Below are 19,589 nucleotides of genomic sequence, written 5' to 3' on the forward strand. Positions count from 1 at the left end.
CGCTTCCCAGGCGCCGGTGCCGGACGACGGATAGATGAAGACGCGGCCGGTCTCGTTCTTGAACACGCGCTTGATGTCCTCGAACAGCGGCAGCGTCAGATTGGGGAAGGAGGCGGCGCGCATGTCTTCCATCGGCAGGTTCATCGCCTGCCGGACCTCTTCGGGAATGTTGGTCGGTCCGGGGATGAAAAGATGGGTAAAGCCGGCCATAAAGAGGTTCTCCCGAAAGACTTCGCAGACAAAGTGCCTGCCGAAACCATCATCGAGATTGCCCGTCCGCTCACAACACCTATCCAGATAGATTCTGCGAACCTTCTGGCATGGGTGCCGCCTACTCTTTCGGAAGCCTCCATGCACTATCGGATAGGTCAGACCCTACCCGGCCAAGTCGTCCGATGGCACCGCCCCTGCAGAGGAAGACGGCGAGCGCGGCGATCTCCTCCGGCTGCAGCATGCGCCCCTGGGGATTGCCCTCCTGAATTCGTCCATCGCGTCTTCGACGCTGCGGCCCTTGCTCTCGCGCGCCACCACCTGCGCGACGTTGCGGCGCATTCACAGCCGGGCGGAGCGACGCGCTCGAACGGATGACGAGGCACTTGACGCGTCCGCAAACGGGGGCATGCTCGGCGGTGCGCGGCCTGCCTTCCCGACCCCGACGGAGTCACATCATGCAGTGGTCCTATCCGATCCTCCGTGTCGGCGGCACCGAGATCCGCATCCACCTGACCTTCCTGCTGCTGCTCGCCTGGATCGGCATCGCCTATTTCCAAGAGGGTGGAACGTCGGCTGCAATCGAGGGCGTCGGCTTCATCGGCGCCGTGTTCGCCTGCGTGGTATTGCATGAGCTCGGCCATGCCGCTGCCGCTAGTCGCTACGGCATCCGAACTCCAAAGATCACGCTCTTGCCGATCGGCGGCGTCGCGGAGCTGGAGCGCCTGCCCGAGAAGCCGTCGGAAGAGATCGCCGTGGCGCTCGCCGGCCCGCTGGTCAATGTCGTCATCGCCGCTTTCCTCGTCGCCGCGCTCGGGACTACCGTCGGCATCGACGCGCTGATATCGATGGATAACCCGCATGTCGCGTTCGTGGCTCGCCTCGCCGCCGTCAACATCTGGCTGGTCCTGTTCAACCTCATTCCGGCCTTTCCGATGGATGGCGGGCGCGTGCTGCGCGCCTTGCTCGCCACGCGCTACAACCGCCAGCGCGCGACGGAGATTGCAGGGACCGTCGGTCAGTTCGCGGCCTTCGCCTTCGGCTTCATCGGTCTCGTCGCCGGCAACGTGCTGCTCATATTCGTTGCGATCTTCGTCTACCTCGCCGCCACCGCGGAAACGCAGGCGATGGGACTCGAGGCAGCGGCGCGTGCCGTTAACGTCCGCGACGTCATGATCAGCCGGTTCGAAAGCCTGCCGGCGACCGCGACCCTCGACGAGGCGGCACAGGCCCTGTTGCGCACGACGCAACACGAGTTCCCAATCGTCGACGGTGCCGGCAGGCTGCGCGGCGTGCTGACGCGTACGGGGCTCGTCTCCGGCCTGCAGCAGCGCGGCAGCCAGGTTCCCGTGGTTGAGGCGATGGTCATGAACATCCCGGTGGTTCGCGACCACGAGAAGCTTATCAAGGCGCTTGAACACCTGAAGAACGGAGCTGCACCTGCCGTCGGCGTGGTGGATGGCAGCGGCCGTTTGGTAGGCTACGTCATCATCGAAAACATCGGCGAGCTCATGCTGCTGCGCAGCGCCGTCGCAAGCTGACAGACACGGTCGGAGCCATGGAGGCTCGCGGCCTGTCGACCTTCAGCCAGTTCCACACTGCCTTTTTATGCGACTTTCGAAACACAAAAGGCAAACGTGCAGGCGTTGAATGTTCTTGACGTCACAGCTCTGGCGTCGGTTTCTGCCCTTGACTCCAACCCGGCGAATTGTTGAACGGCTGGGTTGGGCCAAGCGGCGTCCGCTGCCAGTGTGGAGACCTGGATAGCTGCTATTCCATTAGGAAATAGCCGCCCCTGAGCTGCAGGTAGCGATCAGTATCGTGCTCTTCGCGCCTTCGTCACAAGGTCCATGCCGCCCATTTGTATCACAATAGGTAGCACAATTTGCGGCACAAAATCGCCAACGGGGGCAAGGTCCATCATCGAATATTGCAATTTGCGCTGAAAAATCAATTTCTTACGCAAGAAGGCGATGGTACCGTTGGCTGGTCTCGAACCAGCGACCCCCAGATCCACAATCTGGTGCTCTAACCAACTGAGCTACAACGGCACATCCGCTTGAGCGCAATCGAGAAGAAATCATTCTCCGCGTCCGCTCTGTCGTCGGCGATGCGTCCCAATACGGGCTAACAGAGTCTAATTCAAGGCCTTTGATAAGGCAAAGATCGCGTTGGACGAACCGCGACCGGCTTTCGCACAAAAGAATGCCAAGCAAAAGAAAAGGCCGGCGGGAGGAGGTGCCGGCCTTTTCCTGTTACGAGCCAGCGGGAGGAGATGCTGGCTGGTCACCCCGGAGAGCGAAGGGAGGAGGTTTCACTCCCCGGGTATTCGTCTGCTCAATCCATCGCACATCTATTTGTCTGACAAAATGCGACGTTTTGATGCAGCTTTCGGTCGTGCGTATCAGGCCGCCTTGGCGTCCTTGATCGCCTTCTCGAAGGCGGTCTTGACCGGCTTGGAAACGTCCTCGACCGCCTTGGAGGCAACGCTCTGGAAGTCCTTGGCCTGCTCGACGGCCATCTCGACACGCTTGCGCAGGAAGGAAGTCTGCAGTTCGACGACCTCCGAGAGCGTCTTGGCGCCGACCAGGGCTTCGAGATGCGAGAAGCCGGCCTCGGCGTTGGCGCGCAGAATGGCGATGGCTTTCAGCGACAGGTCGCCGGAAACGGTCTTGGCGGTCTCATAGGTCGACTCCAGAACCTTCTGGGTCTCCTCGGCGCCGTTCTTCAGCTTGGCATAGGCCTCTTTCGACTGCTCAACGCCCTTCTCGGCGAAGGCGCGGATCTGGTCGGTGGCCTTGGAAGCGTCGAAGCTCGGGAATTCCACGTTTTCGATGGTCTCAGCGGTCTTGGCAGTCTTGGACATTTTCCAACCTTTCAGCGGTAGCGGCTTTGACAGAAAGCCGTCTCGTTCATGTATAGTGGCAATATAAAGGCAAATTTTGTGCATTGCAACATCTTTGTTGCAGCGCACCATAAAAAAGCCCCCACCGTTAACCACGAGCCCAGAGATTTCGGCCGTTGCACGGCATGGCTTGTGGACCTTCGCCCCGTACGCTTTTATTAACAAAGCGTTAACTCAAAATACCCGCTGCCGGAGGGTTCGCCAGCGCATGCCGCCTGAAAACTACTCCTTCCTTGATGTCGCCGTGCTCGATGCAGTGCGCCAGCGCTTTGCCGCCGGCGACGCGCTTGCCATATTGTCGGCCGACCTCGAGCAGGTGATCTGGGCCAACGGGCCTGGCGCCGCGGTGTTCGGTTATCCGGATATCGAGGCCGTCATCGGCGCCTCGGCGCTGCTGCCGCTGATCGCCAGGCGCCAGATCATGGCGACCAGCGGCTTCCCGGACATCGGCCGCGACCGCGCCATCACGGTCAGGCTGGCGACTGGCATGGTGAGCCGCGCCGTCGGCTTGCTCGCCAGCGCGGTGACGATGCCGGACGGCGAAAAGGCGATCATGCTGGCGGTGCCGGCGGCGCAGACGGGTTCGCGCAGCGCGTCCGAAATCGCCAGCCGCGCCATTGGCGGCTTCACCGAGGCCGGGCATTTCATCGCCTTCGTCGATGCCCAAGGCCGTGTCGAGGCGGCGTCCGAAGGTTTTGGCGCGCTCGGCATCAAGCCGGAGACGCTGGCTGCCCTTGTCGCGGATGTGGCGAGCGCCGGAGACCGCGTCGTCAAGCGGCTTGTTCCTGGTGCAGGCACCTCCTATCCGGCTGGCTTCGCGCGGCTCACCGACCAGCGCCATCTCCTAGTGGTGATCGACGAGGACCAGCTCGACGGCCAGCAGGACGATCGGCCGGGTGGCGATCACATAGCGATGGCGCCGGAAAGCGCGCCCGCGGTGTCTGAAGACGAGAGCGCCGCCGCCGAAGCTGAGCCAGTCCGAAAGAACGATATCTCGCCCCCGGCAGCGACCGCAGGTGGAGAGGCGGTCACGGCCCTGGCGGAGTCCGTGGACAGCGCCCGGCCGACAGAAGAGACCGCAGCCACGGCCGACCGTGTGCCGGATACCGCCGAGGCGGGCAGACCGGCCGCGGATGCCGGCCCTGCACAGCATGACCATTGGTATTTCAACGCCGGCGGCGACGACGCGAGGCGGCCTGAACCGGAGGCGCCGGCGCGGGCGGAACCGGAGGATGCCGCGGCCGAAAGCCGGCAGGACGCCGCCGAAACCGCAGCGCCTGCACAGCCGGCCCGCACTATCGACCGTTCGGCGCCGCCGCTGCGTTTCGTCTGGCGCACCGATGCAGAGGGCAAGTTCAGCGCGCTGTCGCCGGAATTCGCCGACATCGTCGGCAAGCCGGCCGCGGATGTGATCGGCCGCCGCTTCAAGGATGTCGCCGCCACTTTCGGCCTCGACGCATCGGGCGAGATCGCCACCCTGCTCGAGCGGCGCGATACCTGGTCCGGGCGCTCGGTGCTTTGGCCGGTGGCGGGCACGGACCTGAAGATCCCGGTCGATCTTGCGGCGCTGCCGGTCTATGGCCGCAGCCGCGCCTTCGAAGGTTTCCGCGGCTTCGGCGTCGCGCGCAGCGCCGACGCCGTTATCGATCCAGAAGCGCTCGGTATGGCGCTGGTGCCCAATGGCGCCGCGCCGGCCAAACCCGAAGCTGCTGCCGAGCAACCGGCGGCCGAGCCCCCGAAGCCTGCCGACCCGTTCCGGGGCGAGGTACCGGCGCTGGCCATCGTGCCGAAGCCCGAGCGGCGCTACGCCGACAAGGTGATTCGGCTGGCGGAGCACCGGCAGCCGGCCTATGATAAGCAGCCGGCAAGCGAGAAGGGCCTGTCGATCCTCGAGCGCAGCGCTTTTCGCGAGATCGGCGAGCGGCTGAGAAAGGACAGTTCCGGCCCGGCCGAGCCGCCAGCCGCCGACACTGCCGGGACTGAGAAGCAGCCCGACGCGACTGCGGCCGCCGACAAGGCCGGCGCACTGGCGGAACAGCCGAAGGCCGGCGAGACGAAGCCCGGCGAAGCCGATCCGACGGCGACCGGCGCGACCGGGCGTGAACCCGCCGCGGGGGAAGGCAGCCATCCGCAATCCGAGCCCGAGGCCGTCGAGACGGCGGAAGCCGAGACCGAAGCGGAAGATCAGAAGGACCTGGCGCGGCTCGACGGCACCGACGATGCTTCCGTGGCTGCCGCTGGCCAGGAGGAAACACCGCCCGCCTCCGGCTCGCTGCTCGACTATGCCGGGCGCGAGATAGCTGCCGACGAAGCGGCGGATTCCGAGACTCGCCAAACCGAACCGACGGAAAAACCTGAACGGCCGGCCGGAGCCGAGGCGTCTGCCCTTGACGCAGGCGCCGACGACGACAGCATGACCGCCGACGATTTCCGCGACGCGGAAGACAGCGAGGACTGGGCCGGTTCCGACACGGATGCAGCCCCGCCTGCAGTTGAACAGCCTGGCGAAGCGAAAGCCCCGTCACCGGATCGGCCACGCCTGAAAGTGCCGCTGCTCAAGCGTGAAGGCTTCGTGCCGTCGGCTTTCTCGACCGGACAGGAAGCGAGGGCGCCCGACACGTCGATCGTTGCCCGGCTGCCGGTGCCGCTGCTCATCCATTCCGGCGATGTGCTGCACTACGCCAATGACGCGTTCCTCGAGCTCACGGGCTATGAGGCGCTGGACGACCTCGCCGAAGCAGGCGGGCTGGGCGCGCTGTTCGCCGACCCCTATGCCCATGATGGCGAGGCCGACGAGAGCGACCATTCACTGAAGCTCAGGACCCGTGGGGGCCAGGAATTCCCGATCGATGCGGTGCTGCGTTCCGTGCCGTGGCGCGGCGGCAAGGCGCTGATGCTGGTGGTGCGCCGCTCGGGCGAGGACGAAGCGCCGGCGGCGCATCTTAGCGCGGCGAATGACGAGCCGAGCCAGCAGCCGGACGTTTCGGAGCTCAAGTCGCGCATCGCCGAAATGCGCACCATCATCGACACCGCAACCGACGGCGTGGTGCTGATCGGCCGCGACGGCAATATCCGCTCGATCAGCCGCCCGGCGGAAGCCCTGTTCGGCTTCGACAGCGACGAGATCGCTGGCAAGCCATTTGCCTCGCTGTTCGCCATCGAGAGCCAGCGCGCGGCGCGCGACTACCTCGCCGGGCTTTCGGAGCCTGGCGTGGCGAGCTTGCTGAATGACGGGCGCGAGGTCATCGGCCGCGAGGCGCAGGGGCGCTTCATCCCGCTGTTCATGACCATCGGCAGGCTGCCCAACGACAGCGGCTTCTGCGCCGTCGTGCGCGACATCACGCAGTGGAAGCGGGCCGAGGAGGACCTCACCCAGGCGCGCGCCGTGGCCGAGCGCGCCTCCTCGCAGAAGACGGATTTCCTGGCCCGCATCAGCCACGAGATCCGCACGCCGCTCAACGCCATCATCGGCTTTTCCGAATTGATGGTGGACGAGAAGTTCGGTCCGGTCGCCAACGACCGCTACCGCGACTATCTGCGCGACATCAACCGTTCGGGCAACCACGTGCTCGACCTCGTCAACGATCTGCTCGACATCTCCAAGATCGAGGCCGGCCAGCAGGAAATGGCCTACGAGGCGGTGTCGCTCAACGACACGCTGGCCGAGACGGTGGCGATGATGCAGCCGCAAGCCAACCGCGAGCGCGTCATCATCCGGTCGAGCTTCGCCTCGCGGCTGCCGGAAGTGGTGGCGGATCTCAGAAGCGTGCGCCAGATCGCGCTCAACATCCTGTCCAACGCCATCCGCTACACGCAGGCCGGCGGCCAGGTGATCGTCTCCACCGCCTACGAGGCCTCCGGCGACGTCGTCATGCGTGTGCGCGACACCGGCATCGGCATGACCCAGGCCGAGATCGAGCAGGCGCTGAAGCCGTTCAAGCAGATCAATGCACTGAAGCGCGGTCGCGGCGACGGCACCGGCCTCGGGCTGCCGCTGACCAAGGCGATGGTGGAGGCGAACCGTGCCCGTTTCGCCATCACCTCGACGCCCGGCGAAGGCACGCTGGTCGAAGTCGCCTTCCCCTCGACGCGCGTGCTGGCCGAATAATCGGCCGGCGAACACAGCCGCGGAATCGGGTAGGAGGGAGCCTTACGGCATCCCTCTTCCCACACCACCGTGCGAACGGTTCCGTACACGGATGCTTCGACACCGAATGGTTGGAGGCGCTCGATCACCTCGGTGCCGATGGCGCGATCAATTCGCATGCCGCCAAACGAGATGCAGGGAGCGCCACCATGGTTGAGCTGGCCGCCGCGACAATGGTAACGCCCCGAACTCCCGTTCTCGCCGCTGTAGGCGACATGGAGTTTGCGGCCGCAATGACCACAACGAAGAAGACCGGCAAGCAGGGCTTCTCCGCGGCGCACGGCTCCGCGGCTCATGAAGCTCTGACCATTGGCATTGTCGGCGATCAGACGCTGATTCCTCTCAAACTCGGCCCACTCAATATATCCTTCATGATGGTCGAGGATCAAAGCCTCCCAAGCGCTGCGCTCGCGTCGAAAGCCACGGACGACCCTCTTGCGTCCGGCTGCGATCGTGATGCGGCTGCCGGTGCGCCCGAACGCATAGGCGCCGGCGTAGATTGGGTTCGTAAGCATGTGGTGAAGCGTGTTGTAGACGGGCAGCTTCCATGTGACGGTTCGCCCGTCGGGGCCATATCCGATCGCCGGCAGCGGCAAGCGTTCCTGGCGCATCCAAAGATGGACCTGCCGAACGGTTTGCAACTCGGCGAATTTGGCGAAGACGAGGTTGATTGCTTGCTGGATGCGTCGATCGGGATCCTTCTCGATTCGGTCATGCCGCACCTTGAGGAACCCGACGGCGACGGTGAGAAAAAGCTCGCCTCTGCGCGCCTTCTGCTTCAAAGCCTCGAGCGATCGCTGACGGAAGAGTGAGAGTTCCATCTCGCTCATCGTGCCCTTCATGCCGAGCAGGAGGCGATCGTTCGGATGACGGGAGTCATAGACGCCATCCTCATCGACGATCAGCGTATCGACCAAACCGCAGAACTCGAGGAGCGTGTGCCAATCTCGTCCGTTGCGGGCGAGCCGAGATGCCTCGATCGAAACCACGGCGCCCACGCGTCCCTCGCAAATTGCAGCCAGCAGCTTCTCGAAGCCTGGCCGTGCGATCCCCGAGCCGGAGCGGCCGAGATCATCATCGATTACCTCGACGGCGCTCCATCCGAGAGCGCGAGCACGATCGGCGAGCGCATATTGGCGTCGACGGCTCTCATGATTGTTGTGGACCTGATCGGTCGTCGACTGGCGCACATAAACGAACGCACTCCGAGCTAAGTGCTCAGACGTAATCTTGGTCATTGCCGTCCTCCTCGCCGATCCGGTCTCCGTTCTCCTCTCGTGTCCCCTGAGCTGCCGCTTCGACCAGGAGAAGCTGGAGCAGCGGCGTCAGCGTCCTCCTCACACCGAGCGGAAGCTCCGCCGGCAACGTGGTTGGTTCGAATAAATGCATCCAGCAGATCCAGCGTTTTGTGGACACTCTCGGTTCGGTGGATCAAGCCTGCCAAGCGCTCGCGGAGCAACTTGATTTCTGAAATCAGAGCCGCGGCCTCATCATTGATTGGCTCCGGCTGAGCGACTCCGGCGCGCAGACTGTCGGCCTCTTTCCGTAACCGCTCGATGAGGAGCATGTCCTGGCTCAACTCGCGAGGGCGCCGGATGCTTGTTTCTCCAGTGCGCCAGACGTTCGTGCAAGGCACGTCGTCCGAAAGGTATTGAACGCGGTCCAGTGACGGCGTCGGTCCCTTCATGAACACTGCAACAAAGTCGTTCCAGATGTCGCCGGCGCGCTCTGCGATGAAGGACTCGATCAGGTGAAGGTCGTAGCCGTTCCTCCGAGCCCAAAGCTCCAGTGCTTGTCCGCAATCCGGATAGAACCGCCAGTTGTCCGTTGGATAGCGATGATAGGTCCCGTTCGACGGTGCGTTGACGTAGATGACGGCGCCCAGCTTCGCTATCCTGGCCATTTCGAGGAACGTCAGCCAGAAGAAGGCGTCATGCTCGAAGACCGAACTCGCCACAACGACGTCGGCCGACTCCGCCGCGACCGGCAGTGGCTCCTCAGCGCGTACGACGACATCGACGCCGGAGCCTGGTTCAACGTCCACGCCGATGTAGGCGCCGCAACCCGGGCAAACTTCGCGCAACGCGCCATTCACGTCTCGCGCCCCGATCTCCACGATCACTGACCGATCATGAACGTACATCGCGAAGAAGCGACGCGCGATTTCGCGTGCTGTGTCGTGCATGCCGAGGATGCCCTTCGGTTGCTACGCAGAAATAACGGCCGGTCTTCCTAGGCCTGTGTGAACGGCGCTTGCCTCTACGCCGACGCCGAATAGAAATTCGCAGTCCCGTCCCAGGCCGCCGCTTCCGACCAGCCGACGGCATCGTGATCTATCTCGCTGGTGTTCATTCGGGCAATTGGCTCCGAAAAATCCGCTTGCTTGAGCAGTTTCAGCCTGCAGTCCCAGCCCAGACGCTCGCGCATTGCCCCAGCGAAGCGTTCGGCGAAAGCGCCCTGCGTCTCCACATAACCGATCGGTCCGATTTTTCCGGACCTGCGGGCCTCGATCGTTTCGGCAACGAAGCGCGCATACACAAGCCCCAGCAGGTCGACGTGGATGTTGTCTCGCACGTAGCGCGGCGCGCGCACCTCCGCAACTTCACCGTTTCGCCAGCATTTGATCATGTAGGCGCAAAAGCGCGGCTCCTCGAATGGCCCGAACGGATTCGGGATCACGAACTTGCCGTAGGGCACCCCGTAGTGGCCGCACCAGTGACGGATAATTTCGGATGTCAGCCCCTTGGAGAGCCCGTAAGGGGAGAATGCTCGCAGGGGCAGATTGCCCGCGCCCTCATTGGCCTCGAAGACGGTCCCGGTGGAAACGACGCCTCTCAGCCCATTTGCAAGCATCGCTTCCAGCACCTTGCGGATATTGTTGGTGTTTTCCGCAACGGCTCCGACAACGTCGAATTCCAGGCTGCGATAGTCGCCGACACGCGAGGCGTGATGGCACAGCACGTCGAAAGCGCTCGCTTTGACAAGCTCCAGGAATTTCGGTTCGCCGAATGGACATTCAGGGACGATTTCGGCTATGTGCGCCAGCCGTTCAACCCGGTCCCGGCGCACTCCGGAATAGCCGGATGGGGAGCCTCGCAGCGGAGCGATGACGTCGAAGCCCGCTGCGGCGAGCTTGGCAGCGAACCAATACCCCGTGAACGAACTCGCTCCTGTGAGGAGGGCCCGCATCAGTGCCCCCCGAAATGCCCGACGCCGTGGAAGGCATGGTCGAACTCCGGCCAGGCGGCATCCTTCGGAGAGATCACAGTCGGCTCGATCGGCCATTCGATTGCGAAGCGCGGATCGTTCCAGCGAATCCCTCGCTCGGATTCGGGAGCATAGAATTCGCTGACCATGTAAAGCGCTTCCGTATCGTCGGCGAGGGTGAGAAAGGCATGGGCGAAACCTTTCGGGACATACATCGACAGACGGTTGTCCTCGCTGAGCTCCGCGCCGAACCATTGGCCAAAGGACTGCGAACCCGGACGCAGATCCAGGATGACGTCCCACAACGCACCTCGAACGCAGCGGACGACCTTGACCTCCGCATGCGGAGGCAGCTGATAGTGCAGGCCCCGTAACGTCCCCTTTTTGGCCGAAAACGAGTTGTTGACCTGGACAAAGCTCGAGATCAGATCTTGCTGGGCGAATTCGTTCCGGCAGAATGCGCGCGCAAAGAAGCCCCGGTCGTCGCCGCGCTTCTCGAGCCCAACCGTGAATGCCCCACCCAACGGGGTCGCTTGAAAAATCATGCGGCTTCCTCCGAGGCGCGTGGCAACCACCGCAGGTCGCGGGTCAGGCGACCAGCCGCAATGTGGGCTTCCAGCATCTTCAGCCGGATGAAAGGCGAGTTGCGGAAATCGGGATCGGCAAAATTCATCCGCCGAAGCCCGGCTGCGAGCATCTCGATCGACTGGCGCAATGTCACCTGCGGCTGGTGTGCCTTGGCCAGGGAGGCGAACAGCGAAAAATCGACCTGGTAGGAGCGATTGTCCGGCTGTGCGGCGCGGTTGATGCTCACCGACGTGCCCGGGATGACTTCGGCCACGGCGGCGGCGAGATCCCTGACCTGGTAGTTCCGATCGTTCGAGCCGACATTCACACTCAGGAAGGCTCCGCCTTCGTCCACCTTGCGCGTCGCCGCCCACTCGATCGCCCGCGCCATGTCGCGGACGTCGATGAGTGGCCGCCACGGGCTTCCATCCGAAAGGACCGTGATCGTGCCAAGCGCCAACGCACACGCCACGAAGTCGTTGAGGACGAGATCGAGGCGCAGGCGGTCCGACATGCCGCATGCGGTGGCGAACCGAAGGCAAGTGACTATCATCCTGTCCGAGCTGAGGGCCCCCAGCTCCTTCTCGACGGCAACCTTCGAGCGCGCATACGCGGTCTGGGGATTGATGTCGTCCGTTTCCGTCCGAGGAGCGCCCGGCGCAAAGCCATACACGCTGCAGCTTGAGGCGAATACGAAATGGGACACCCCGGCTGCCCGGGCCTTTTCGGCCAGGTCGATGCTGGCGCGATGGTTCACGTCTGCAGTCACCTGCTCGAACTGATGCCCCATGGGGTCGTTTGACACCGCGGCAAGATGTACGACAGCGTCAACGCCCTCCAACAGCTTGTCGGGGATTTCGCGCACGTCGCCGAAATGCTGCTCATCGAGAATGCGTTCCGGAAGAATGGACGCCCCTGTCGTCGACAAGGCGAAGTACGCGTTGTCGAAGCCAAGGAGCCTTGCGTCCGCACGCACGTACCGCAAGTGACGCGCGACGATCGGTCCGATGTAACCCAGATTGCCCGTGATCAAGATTTTCATGCTGCTGTCCTCGGTCGAGCGTTGGCCATTTCCCAAATTTTCCAGGGTGCCTTGCCAGATCGCCAGAGTTCTTCGAGGTATCTTTTGTCGCGCAGCGTATCCATCGGCTGCCAGAAACCGCGATGGAAATAGATGTCCAGCTGGCGCTCCTTCGCGAGCCGCTCCAGCGGCTCCCGTTCCCAGACGGTAGCATCGCCTTCGATGTAGCGGCCAACCCTGGGCGAGAGCACGAAGAACCCGCCATTGATCCAGCCGCCATCTCCCTGCGGCTTTTCCTGGAATCCGATTACCCGGTTCCCGTCGTAACGGATCGCGCCAAATCGGCCGGGCGGCTGGGTGCCTGTCACCGTCGCCAGCCGACCGCTGGCCTTGTGCTGCGCTATGAGCTTCGTCACGTCGACATCCGCCACCCCGTCGCCATAGGTCAGACAGAACGCGTCGTCATCGCCAACATAGCTTAGGACGCGCTTGATGCGGCCGCCGATCTGAGTGTCTTCGCCCGTTTCAACCAGCGTCACCGTCCATGGCTCCACTTCGGCCTTGTGAATCGTGGTCGAATTGTTTCTCATGTCAAAAGTGACATCCGACGAATGGATGAAGTAGTTTGCGAAGTACTCCTTGATAACGTACCCTTTGTATCCCAAGCAGACTATGAAATCGGTAATTCCGTGGGCGGCATATATCTTCATGATATGCCACAATATCGGTCGATCACCGATCTCGACCATCGGCTTTGGCCGTGTCGCCGTTTCTTCGGATAGGCGAGTCCCCAATCCGCCGGCCAGTATAACTGCCTTCATTGCGATCCCCCATCGACTAGTTGCAGGTTTGCGGGACGGAGTAGCGTTCCGGCCCGCGGTTGGCCCGGCAAAGGCCGCATGTCGTTGAGCATGACGAGCGGACCTTTGCCGGGGAAAGAGCGCAAAGCTTCTCGCATCTGGACGGCGAGAGGCTCCTTGAATGTCGGGTCAATTACTGACCCCAGAAGAAATAGATTTGCCACGCCTTCCGGGTTTTTCGTAACAAGCTCTCGTTTCAAGAACGGATAATCGAAATCGTTGATCAGCGTGTTCCAGAAGCTATGCTGAGCGTTTCTCGCCACCTGGGCCCGGATATCTCCCGCGGTGTTGAAGTACCAAATCTTCGTGTGCTGTGCATAACCGTACGAGAGTGTCTGGACGCCATCGATTACTTGGGGGAATCCGTGGCGGAACTCCGGCATTGACTGGACAAGTTCCAGATCGGATTCGTACTGTCCCAGCCAACGTTCGGCCACCGACTCGTATGGGCACATCACGTCGAGCGTCAGGCCGGCATCCAGGGCATAGGCTGACAGCGCCACCTCCCCGAGGAGGATCACGTTCGTCTTGTCGTTGGGATACGAATATTCCTGGAAGAACCTGTGGAACGCCGGCGTCGAGAACGCTGAGCGTCGAATGAACAGAACGCTGGACTGCAGATGGTAGTGGTGCTGATAGGAGTCGGAGAGCCCGAAGATATCGCCAGTGGAAGCCTTGAACCGCTGGAAGAGGGTGTCCAGCGAGCGGACAGGTCCGATGATACTGTCGTTTATCAGCAGGACGTGGTCGGCCGACTGGACTAGGCCGTCCAAGGTGACCAGCGCGCTAACCCACGATCCGAAATCGCGGCCGTAGTCGCCGCGCGAGATGAACGTGTGCACCTTGTCCTTGAGATGGGGCGTCAATAGTGCGTCGTTCTCCGAAAAACTGTTTACGACGCAAATTGCGTATCCCCTGGAGCGGAGCGCTTCGATCGTCTCCAGGTGAAAGGTCTGCAGGTTGGCTCCTTCGCAATGGATCGCGAAGACAGCCAGCCCTCCCCGTCTTGCGAGAAGCCCAATTCGATCCAAGTCTACGAAATGCTCCACTTTGCGGAGATCGGCCAAATGGTGCGCGCCGGTTCTCGTCACCTCAAAGGGGAATGGTCGCGCTGGACCGGGAGTTGACTCCTCAGTCTGGGCGCGGCTTTGCAGATCGGGAGCGCGCGACTTCCCAGCTTGGTGTGCCTCCCTCGACCAGCGACAAACGGCCTGTCCGTTGTTTGGGCCGCTATCTATGCCGAGATATGCGTCCTTCAGCACGAACTGCGCTTCGGCGAGTCCTTGCTCGGCGGCCAAGCGAAACCAGGAGAGCGCTTTTTCGCGATCCGCCGTGCAGCCCTGCCCCTTGGAGAGCATGACACCGAAGTTGTATTGCGCGAGCCAATGCCCGAGCTTGGCGGCCCGCTCGTACCAATAAAGCGCACGGGAATGGTCGAGCTTTATCCCCTGCCCTGCGGAAAAGAGCACCCCGAGTTGGAATTGGGAGGGCGCATGGCCGACATTGGCGGCCTTCTCGAACCAGTAAATGGCCGCATGGATATCGCGCTCGCATCCACGCCCTTCGATATACACGGCCCCCAACGCGAACTGGGCTTCGACGTCGCCGGCCTCGCCGGCCCTTCGATACCATTCCATCGCATCCGCTATGCGACCATTCCCTCGAAGAAGGTGGCCAAGCTGCAGAGCAGCTCCCGTGTCATAGGCGCCTGCGGCCTCACGCAAAAGACTTTCCGCGCGGATCGGGTCATGCACCGCCTCGCCTCCGTGGAGGTGCAGCATCGCGAGTGCGGTTTTCGCCTCAGGATCGCCGCTGGCGGCCGCCTTTCCGAGCCATTCGGCCGCCGCCTTCCAGTCACGCGGAACGCCGTCCCCGGCGGCATGGAGCCGGCCAAGGTGGAGTTGGGCCGCGGCGAGCCCCGCTCGCGCAGCCACTTCGTACCATTCGACTGCCTTGGCGATGTCCCGCCCGAATGGCGCACCTTTCGCATAGAGCACAGCGATGTTGTGCGCTGCGCTGGCATGGCCTTGCTCGGCGGCGCGCAGGAACCAGCGTGCGGCCTCGCGAAGGTTCTGTACGAAACCCGTGCCGGTGGCGTAAAGGCCGCCGAGGATAAACTGGGCGCTAGCGTCGCCAAGTTCCGCCGCTCTCTGATACCACGCGGCTGCCTCCTGCAAATCCGGTGCGGCGCCCCTGCCCCGCGCGTAGAACTCGCCGAGGGCAATGACGGACGGTAGGTGGTCGCGCCCTGCCGCCTTGCGCAGATAGGTTTCGGCTTTGCTGAGGTTTTCCGGCAGGCCATCCCCGGTCATACAGAGAAGGGCGGCGTGGTGGAGTCCTCTGGGATCGCCCTGCTCCGCGGCGAGAACGAAGAGACGGCCGGCCTCTTCGCGATCGACGGGCCTGCCACTCCCCTTGAGGCTCATGAGTGCCAGCGCCACCTGCGCTCGTGGATCACCTTTTTCCGCCGCTTCCCGGTACCAACCGGCAGCCGCGGCGAGATCGACGGGAACACCCAGCCCATTATAGTGGAGGTCGCCGAGACCGGCTTCGCCTGCCGCCACCCCGTGCTGCGCGGCGGCTTCGTAATATCTGCGTGCCTCGGCGTGATTGGCCGCGCAGCCGAGTCCGGCGCAGAGCATATCGCCCAGGACTGCGTATGCTTCTGCCTTGCCGCCGCTGGCGGCCGCACGTAGCCAATGCAAAGCTTGATTGAGGTCCTGATCGACGCTGATACCTTGGGGAAACAGGACCTCGAGCAATTCGTTGCTGCATTGCGACTCCTGGCCGGCTGACGCAGGACTCGTCCGGATGCCATTCAGGTAGATTAATCCAAGCTCGAATTGGGCGTCGACATACCCGGCCTCGGCGGCTCGCCGATACCAGGCAACAGCCTCTGGTGCATTGCGCGTCACGCCTTCCCCGCGCGAGTAGAGGACTCCGATCCTGTAATGCGACTCGGCGTGTCCAAGGTCGCTCGCGATTGTCCAGGCTTGGAGTGCCTTGAGTGGCATTCCCTTGCCATATTCGGCGTTCCCCCGCCTGAAAGCCTTTGCGGCGCGGCGCTGTCTGAAAGAACGAGAAATCATGGTTCGCGCATCGACTCCCCAACGCCACGAATAAACCCGCTGAGCAGGAACGCCGCGACGGACCTGGTCCCGACGTTCATATCCGCGGTCAACGTCATGCCCGGGATCAGCCGGAAGTTCGGCCCGGCATCCCTGAGCTTGATCGCGTCAATGCTGCATCGCGCCTTGTAATACGCGTCAGTAGCCTGGCCGTTGTCGTCGGTCGTAAAGGCCCCCTCGCTGATCCAGCGCACCTTTCCCTCGGCAGCGCCATGTTCGGCGAAATTGAACGCGTCGATCTTGAGCACGCATCGGTCACCGTTCCGGACGAAGGCGATATCGCGCGACGCGATGCGGACTTCAGCCTCGAGAGGCGCGTTCGCGGGCATCAGCGTCAACAACGGATCGCCCTGCTTGAGGACCGATCCTACTGACAGCTTGGCCATGGTCAGAACCACCGAGTCCTCGTTCGCCGTCAGCCGGACGAGGTCCTGGCGCTTTATGGCCTTCTCGAGCTGGGTTCTGGCAGTATCGAGGCTGTTTCGCGCAGTCACGAGCTCCTGGCTGAGCGCCCCAAGCCACTGCTGCCTGAAGGCGTCTCGGTCGGCCTCCAGCGCGCCTATCGTATACCGCGCCTCGGTCAGGGCGTGTTGGTCCTTCTCGAGGGACTGCAGGATCTCAAGATGCTGATCCTCCGATATCAGCGCGTTCAACTGGGAGCCGCTGCCCTGCTTGGCAAGCGAGGTCTTCATGGCCAACACGCGCCCCGCGATTTCCTCGCGCTGCCGAAACCTGCTCACGCTTTCTTCGAGCTTCTGGATGGTGGTCTGCGTCTGCTCGATCTTCGCCTTGAAACTGTCGACCTGCGCATTGAACTGCACCGTGCGCTGTTCATACAGCTTCGTTTGCAATGCGGCATACTGCAGGAAACCCGCATCGCTCCTATCGGGGAAGGACAACGGTGTGTTCTTGAGTTCAGCTTCGATGCGAGCGATCTGCGCTTCCAGGCTCGCGATCTGCAACTTGAGCTGCTCGACGTCGGCGGCAGCGAAGGTCGGGTCCAGAGTCGCCAGGAGCTGCCCGCTTTTGACGCGTTCGCCTTCGCGGACGTCGATGCTTCGAATGATCGACGGGTCGAGCGCCTGGAAGACGCTGACGTCCTGCGTCGAAACGATCTTGCCGGATTGGCTGGTGATCACGCGGTCCACTTGCGTGAAGACCATGACCGCGATCACGGCCGCCAAAAGGGCAGCCAGCGCGAAAACAGTCAACTTCGCCCAGCGCGGTTCGGGGGCCTCCCGGATCGCGTCCGTCTCCGACTGGAATTGCCGGATCACGGCGATTGACGATTGCTCACGCGACACGACTCTGGCCTCCGAAAGAGTCCTTGCGGGGCGCCGTCACGGTGAGGTGCCGGATCTGCTGGTTCCATAGTTCCTTGTAGACGTCCGAACGTTCCAGCAGCTCACCGTGGGTTCCGATGCTGCTCACCCGGCCGCGCTCGAGCACTAGGATGGCGTTGGCCGACATCAGGGACGACAGCCTATGCGAAATGACTATCAGGGTGCGGCCGCTCGCGATGCGGGCGATGTTTGAGGCGACTATCGACTCGCTCTCCGGATCAAGGGCGCTGGTTGCCTCGTCCAGGATCAGAATGCGCGGATTGACGATCAGGGCGCGTGCGATAGCCAACCGCTGCCGCTGGCCACCGGAAATGTTCGGCGACCCTTCGTAGACGTAGGTCTCGTACCCGCGCGGCAGCTTGTCGATGAACTCTTCCGCGCCAGCGAGGCGCGCCGCCTGAACGACCTCGTCGAAGGTCGCATCGCTCTTGGCGGCCATGATGTTCTCCCGGATTGTCCCGCTGAACAGGAAGTTCTCTTGCAGGACCACCCCGAGATTGCGCCGCAGGTGATCGATGTCGTATTCGCGGATGTCGACGCCGTCGATCTTGATCAGCCCTTCGTAGTTGGAGTGCAGGGACTGCAGGAGCCGGGCGATGGTGGTCTTGCCTGACCCGCTCCTGCCCATGATCCCGAGCATCGTTCCCTCAGGCGCCTCGAACGAAATGTCCTGAAGGACTGGAGAGGTCGAGCCCTTGTACGTGAAGGTGACGTTCGAGAATTCGACATGTCCGCGCACCCGGGCGCGCAGGCCGTTGCCGGAACGGCCCTCTTCTTCTGGTTGGTTGACCAGTCGGCTGACAACCGCGACGGCGATGCGGGCTTCGTCGTACTGATTGACGAGCTGCGCGATCTGCATCAGCGGCCCCGTCACTCGCTGGGACAGCATCAGGAACGCGAATAGCGCGCCGACATAGACCGGATCATTTGTCGTGATCGCGATGTAGGCGCCGAGCGCGAAGGAACCGCTAACAGCCAGCCGTTCGAGCGGCCTTACGACAGATTGGATCAGATTGGCGGTCATGCCCTCGGCGAAGCGCAGCTTCGTAACCCGGGCGACATGGACGTCCCAAAGCTGCCGCTGCCGCGCGTCGAGGGCCAGCGATTTAACCGTGCGCATTCCGAACAGCGTCTGCGCGAGGAATGCTCCCCGGTCCGATTCCGCCTGTTCGACCGACGCCACCTTCAGTCGGTAGTTTGGCAGCATCGCGAACAGCCAGGCGACGATGAGCCCACAAATCACCAGGACGACCGCGGTCATCGCCGGGCTGAAGAAGAACATGAGCGGAAGGAAGAAAATCAGCGTGGTCGAATCGAGGATCGTTCCGAACAGGTGTCCGACCAGGAAGGTGCGGATTCTCCAGACCTGGCTCATGTCGTACGCGATCGTGCCGACCTGGGTCCGCTCGAAGAAGTCCATCGGCAGGTTCAGGACTTTCTCGAATATGTGGGTGAGGAGCTTTGCGTCGATGCGCGAGGTGAGGAAGAGGACGAGAAACTGGCGCAACCATGCGAAGACGGCCTCGAATACTATGAAGACGGCCATCGTCACGCATAGCACGGAGAACGTGTTGAAGGCCTTGTAGTAAATCACCTTGTCGGTGAGGAGCCGCCAGAACATGATCGGCGTCAGCGCCATGATGCCGAGCACGAACGCGCAGATCGCGACGTCTCGCACGATCCAGCGCTCCCGGAAGATCAAGCCGACGATGAATCTGATGCTGAACGGCTGGCGTTCGTCGGCGATGTCGTAGTTCCGTTTGAGAAGAACAGCCTCCCCTGTCCAGGCTTGCTGGAAACGCAACCTGTCGATGACAAGCAGTGCCTCCTGGGTGGAGTTTGGATCCTGCAGCACGACGCGCATGCCCTTGCCCTCGAGGCGCAGCAATACAACCCAGGTTCCGTTCTTAAGCCCGACGATCGCCGGGAGGGCCTTGTCGAGATGTTCGATCCCGAGATGATCGAGTTGCAGGACCTTGGCCGTCAGGCCGACAGCAGTGGCGCAGTTAACGATGTCTTTGGATGAAAGTTCGCCGTCCCCCAGCGAATTGCGCTGGATAAGCTCCGAAGCCGCAAGATGGATCCCGAAGTGGCGCGCGATGACGACGAGGCAGCCAAGCCCGCTTGCCTCGCGCGATTTCGAACTATGTGGCGTACGCGCTGTTTCCGCGAGAGCGATCATGGCAAGGCCCACCGTTCCG

11 protein-coding genes, 1 tRNA gene and 2 pseudogenes are annotated in these 19,589 nt (G+C 62.7%); 2 read left to right on the forward strand and 12 right to left on the reverse strand.

Annotated elements, in window-relative coordinates; genetic code table 11:
* A pseudogene (locus RFN28_RS31410) lies at window positions 1-210 on the reverse strand (serine--glyoxylate aminotransferase); the annotation flags it as partial.
* Between the two features lie 458 nt (window positions 211-668).
* On the opposite strand from RFN28_RS31410, the gene RFN28_RS31420 reads away from it, so the two are divergent.
* On the forward strand, window positions 669-1,751 hold the full coding sequence (locus RFN28_RS31420) for a site-2 protease family protein (protein ID WP_320291042.1): 1,083 nt from the start codon (window positions 669-671) through the stop codon (window positions 1,749-1,751).
* 433 nt (window positions 1,752-2,184) lie between these two features.
* On the opposite strand, the gene RFN28_RS31425 is transcribed toward RFN28_RS31420, so the two are convergent.
* Window positions 2,185-2,261: transfer RNA gene (locus tag RFN28_RS31425), tRNA-His, on the reverse strand.
* Window positions 2,262-2,614: 353 nt separating this feature from the next.
* Window positions 2,615-3,076, reverse strand: coding sequence for a phasin (locus RFN28_RS31430; RefSeq protein ID WP_320291043.1), 462 nt, complete (start codon window positions 3,074-3,076; stop codon window positions 2,615-2,617).
* 247 nt (window positions 3,077-3,323) lie between these two features.
* Between RFN28_RS31430 and RFN28_RS31435 the strand changes: the two genes are divergently transcribed.
* Window positions 3,324-7,223, forward strand: a complete 3,900-nt coding sequence (locus RFN28_RS31435) for a PAS domain S-box protein (protein ID WP_320291045.1) — start codon at window positions 3,324-3,326, stop codon at window positions 7,221-7,223.
* A gap of 197 nt (window positions 7,224-7,420) precedes the next feature.
* Here the strand turns inward: RFN28_RS31435 and RFN28_RS31440 are convergent.
* The 9 genes and pseudogenes from RFN28_RS31440 to RFN28_RS31480 form a co-directional block, all read right to left on the reverse strand.
* A pseudogene (locus tag RFN28_RS31440) lies at window positions 7,421-8,500 on the reverse strand (recombinase family protein); the annotation flags it as partial.
* Complete coding sequence (locus tag RFN28_RS31445; protein ID WP_320291046.1) at window positions 8,497-9,447, reverse strand: methyltransferase type 11; 951 nt, start codon at window positions 9,445-9,447, stop codon at window positions 8,497-8,499. The gene RFN28_RS31445 and the pseudogene RFN28_RS31440, both read right to left, overlap by 4 nt.
* A gap of 74 nt (window positions 9,448-9,521) precedes the next feature.
* A complete protein-coding gene (locus RFN28_RS31450; RefSeq protein WP_320291047.1) occupies window positions 9,522-10,451 on the reverse strand; it encodes an NAD-dependent epimerase/dehydratase family protein in 930 nt (309 codons plus the stop codon).
* Complete coding sequence (gene rfbC, locus RFN28_RS31455; protein WP_320291049.1) at window positions 10,451-11,014, reverse strand: dTDP-4-dehydrorhamnose 3,5-epimerase; 564 nt, start codon at window positions 11,012-11,014, stop codon at window positions 10,451-10,453. Before rfbC ends, RFN28_RS31450 begins: the two co-directional genes overlap by 1 nt.
* Window positions 11,011-12,078, reverse strand: a complete 1,068-nt coding sequence (locus RFN28_RS31460) for an NAD-dependent epimerase/dehydratase family protein (RefSeq protein ID WP_320291050.1) — start codon at window positions 12,076-12,078, stop codon at window positions 11,011-11,013. The genes rfbC and RFN28_RS31460 overlap by 4 nt, the downstream gene beginning before the upstream one ends.
* On the reverse strand, window positions 12,075-12,878 hold the full coding sequence (gene rfbF / locus RFN28_RS31465) for a glucose-1-phosphate cytidylyltransferase (RefSeq protein WP_320291051.1): 804 nt from the start codon (window positions 12,876-12,878) through the stop codon (window positions 12,075-12,077). Before rfbF ends, RFN28_RS31460 begins: the two co-directional genes overlap by 4 nt.
* Window positions 12,875-16,006, reverse strand: coding sequence for a rhamnan synthesis F family protein (locus RFN28_RS31470; protein ID WP_320291052.1), 3,132 nt, complete (start codon window positions 16,004-16,006; stop codon window positions 12,875-12,877). The genes rfbF and RFN28_RS31470 overlap by 4 nt, the downstream gene beginning before the upstream one ends.
* Window positions 16,003-17,349: an HlyD family type I secretion periplasmic adaptor subunit gene (locus RFN28_RS31475; protein WP_320291053.1), complete on the reverse strand. Its 1,347-nt coding sequence runs from the start codon at window positions 17,347-17,349 to the stop codon at window positions 16,003-16,005. The genes RFN28_RS31470 and RFN28_RS31475 overlap by 4 nt, the downstream gene beginning before the upstream one ends.
* Window positions 17,339-19,570 carry a peptidase domain-containing ABC transporter gene (locus tag RFN28_RS31480; protein ID WP_320291054.1) on the reverse strand — a complete coding sequence of 744 codons (2,232 nt, stop codon included), beginning with the start codon at window positions 19,568-19,570 and terminating at the stop codon, window positions 17,339-17,341. The genes RFN28_RS31475 and RFN28_RS31480 overlap by 11 nt, the downstream gene beginning before the upstream one ends.
* Window positions 19,571-19,589: the final 19 nt, after the last annotated feature.

Source organism: Mesorhizobium album, assembly GCF_033977205.1.
In the GTDB taxonomy this organism is placed as follows: Bacteria; Pseudomonadota; Alphaproteobacteria; order Rhizobiales; family Rhizobiaceae; genus Mesorhizobium; species Mesorhizobium album.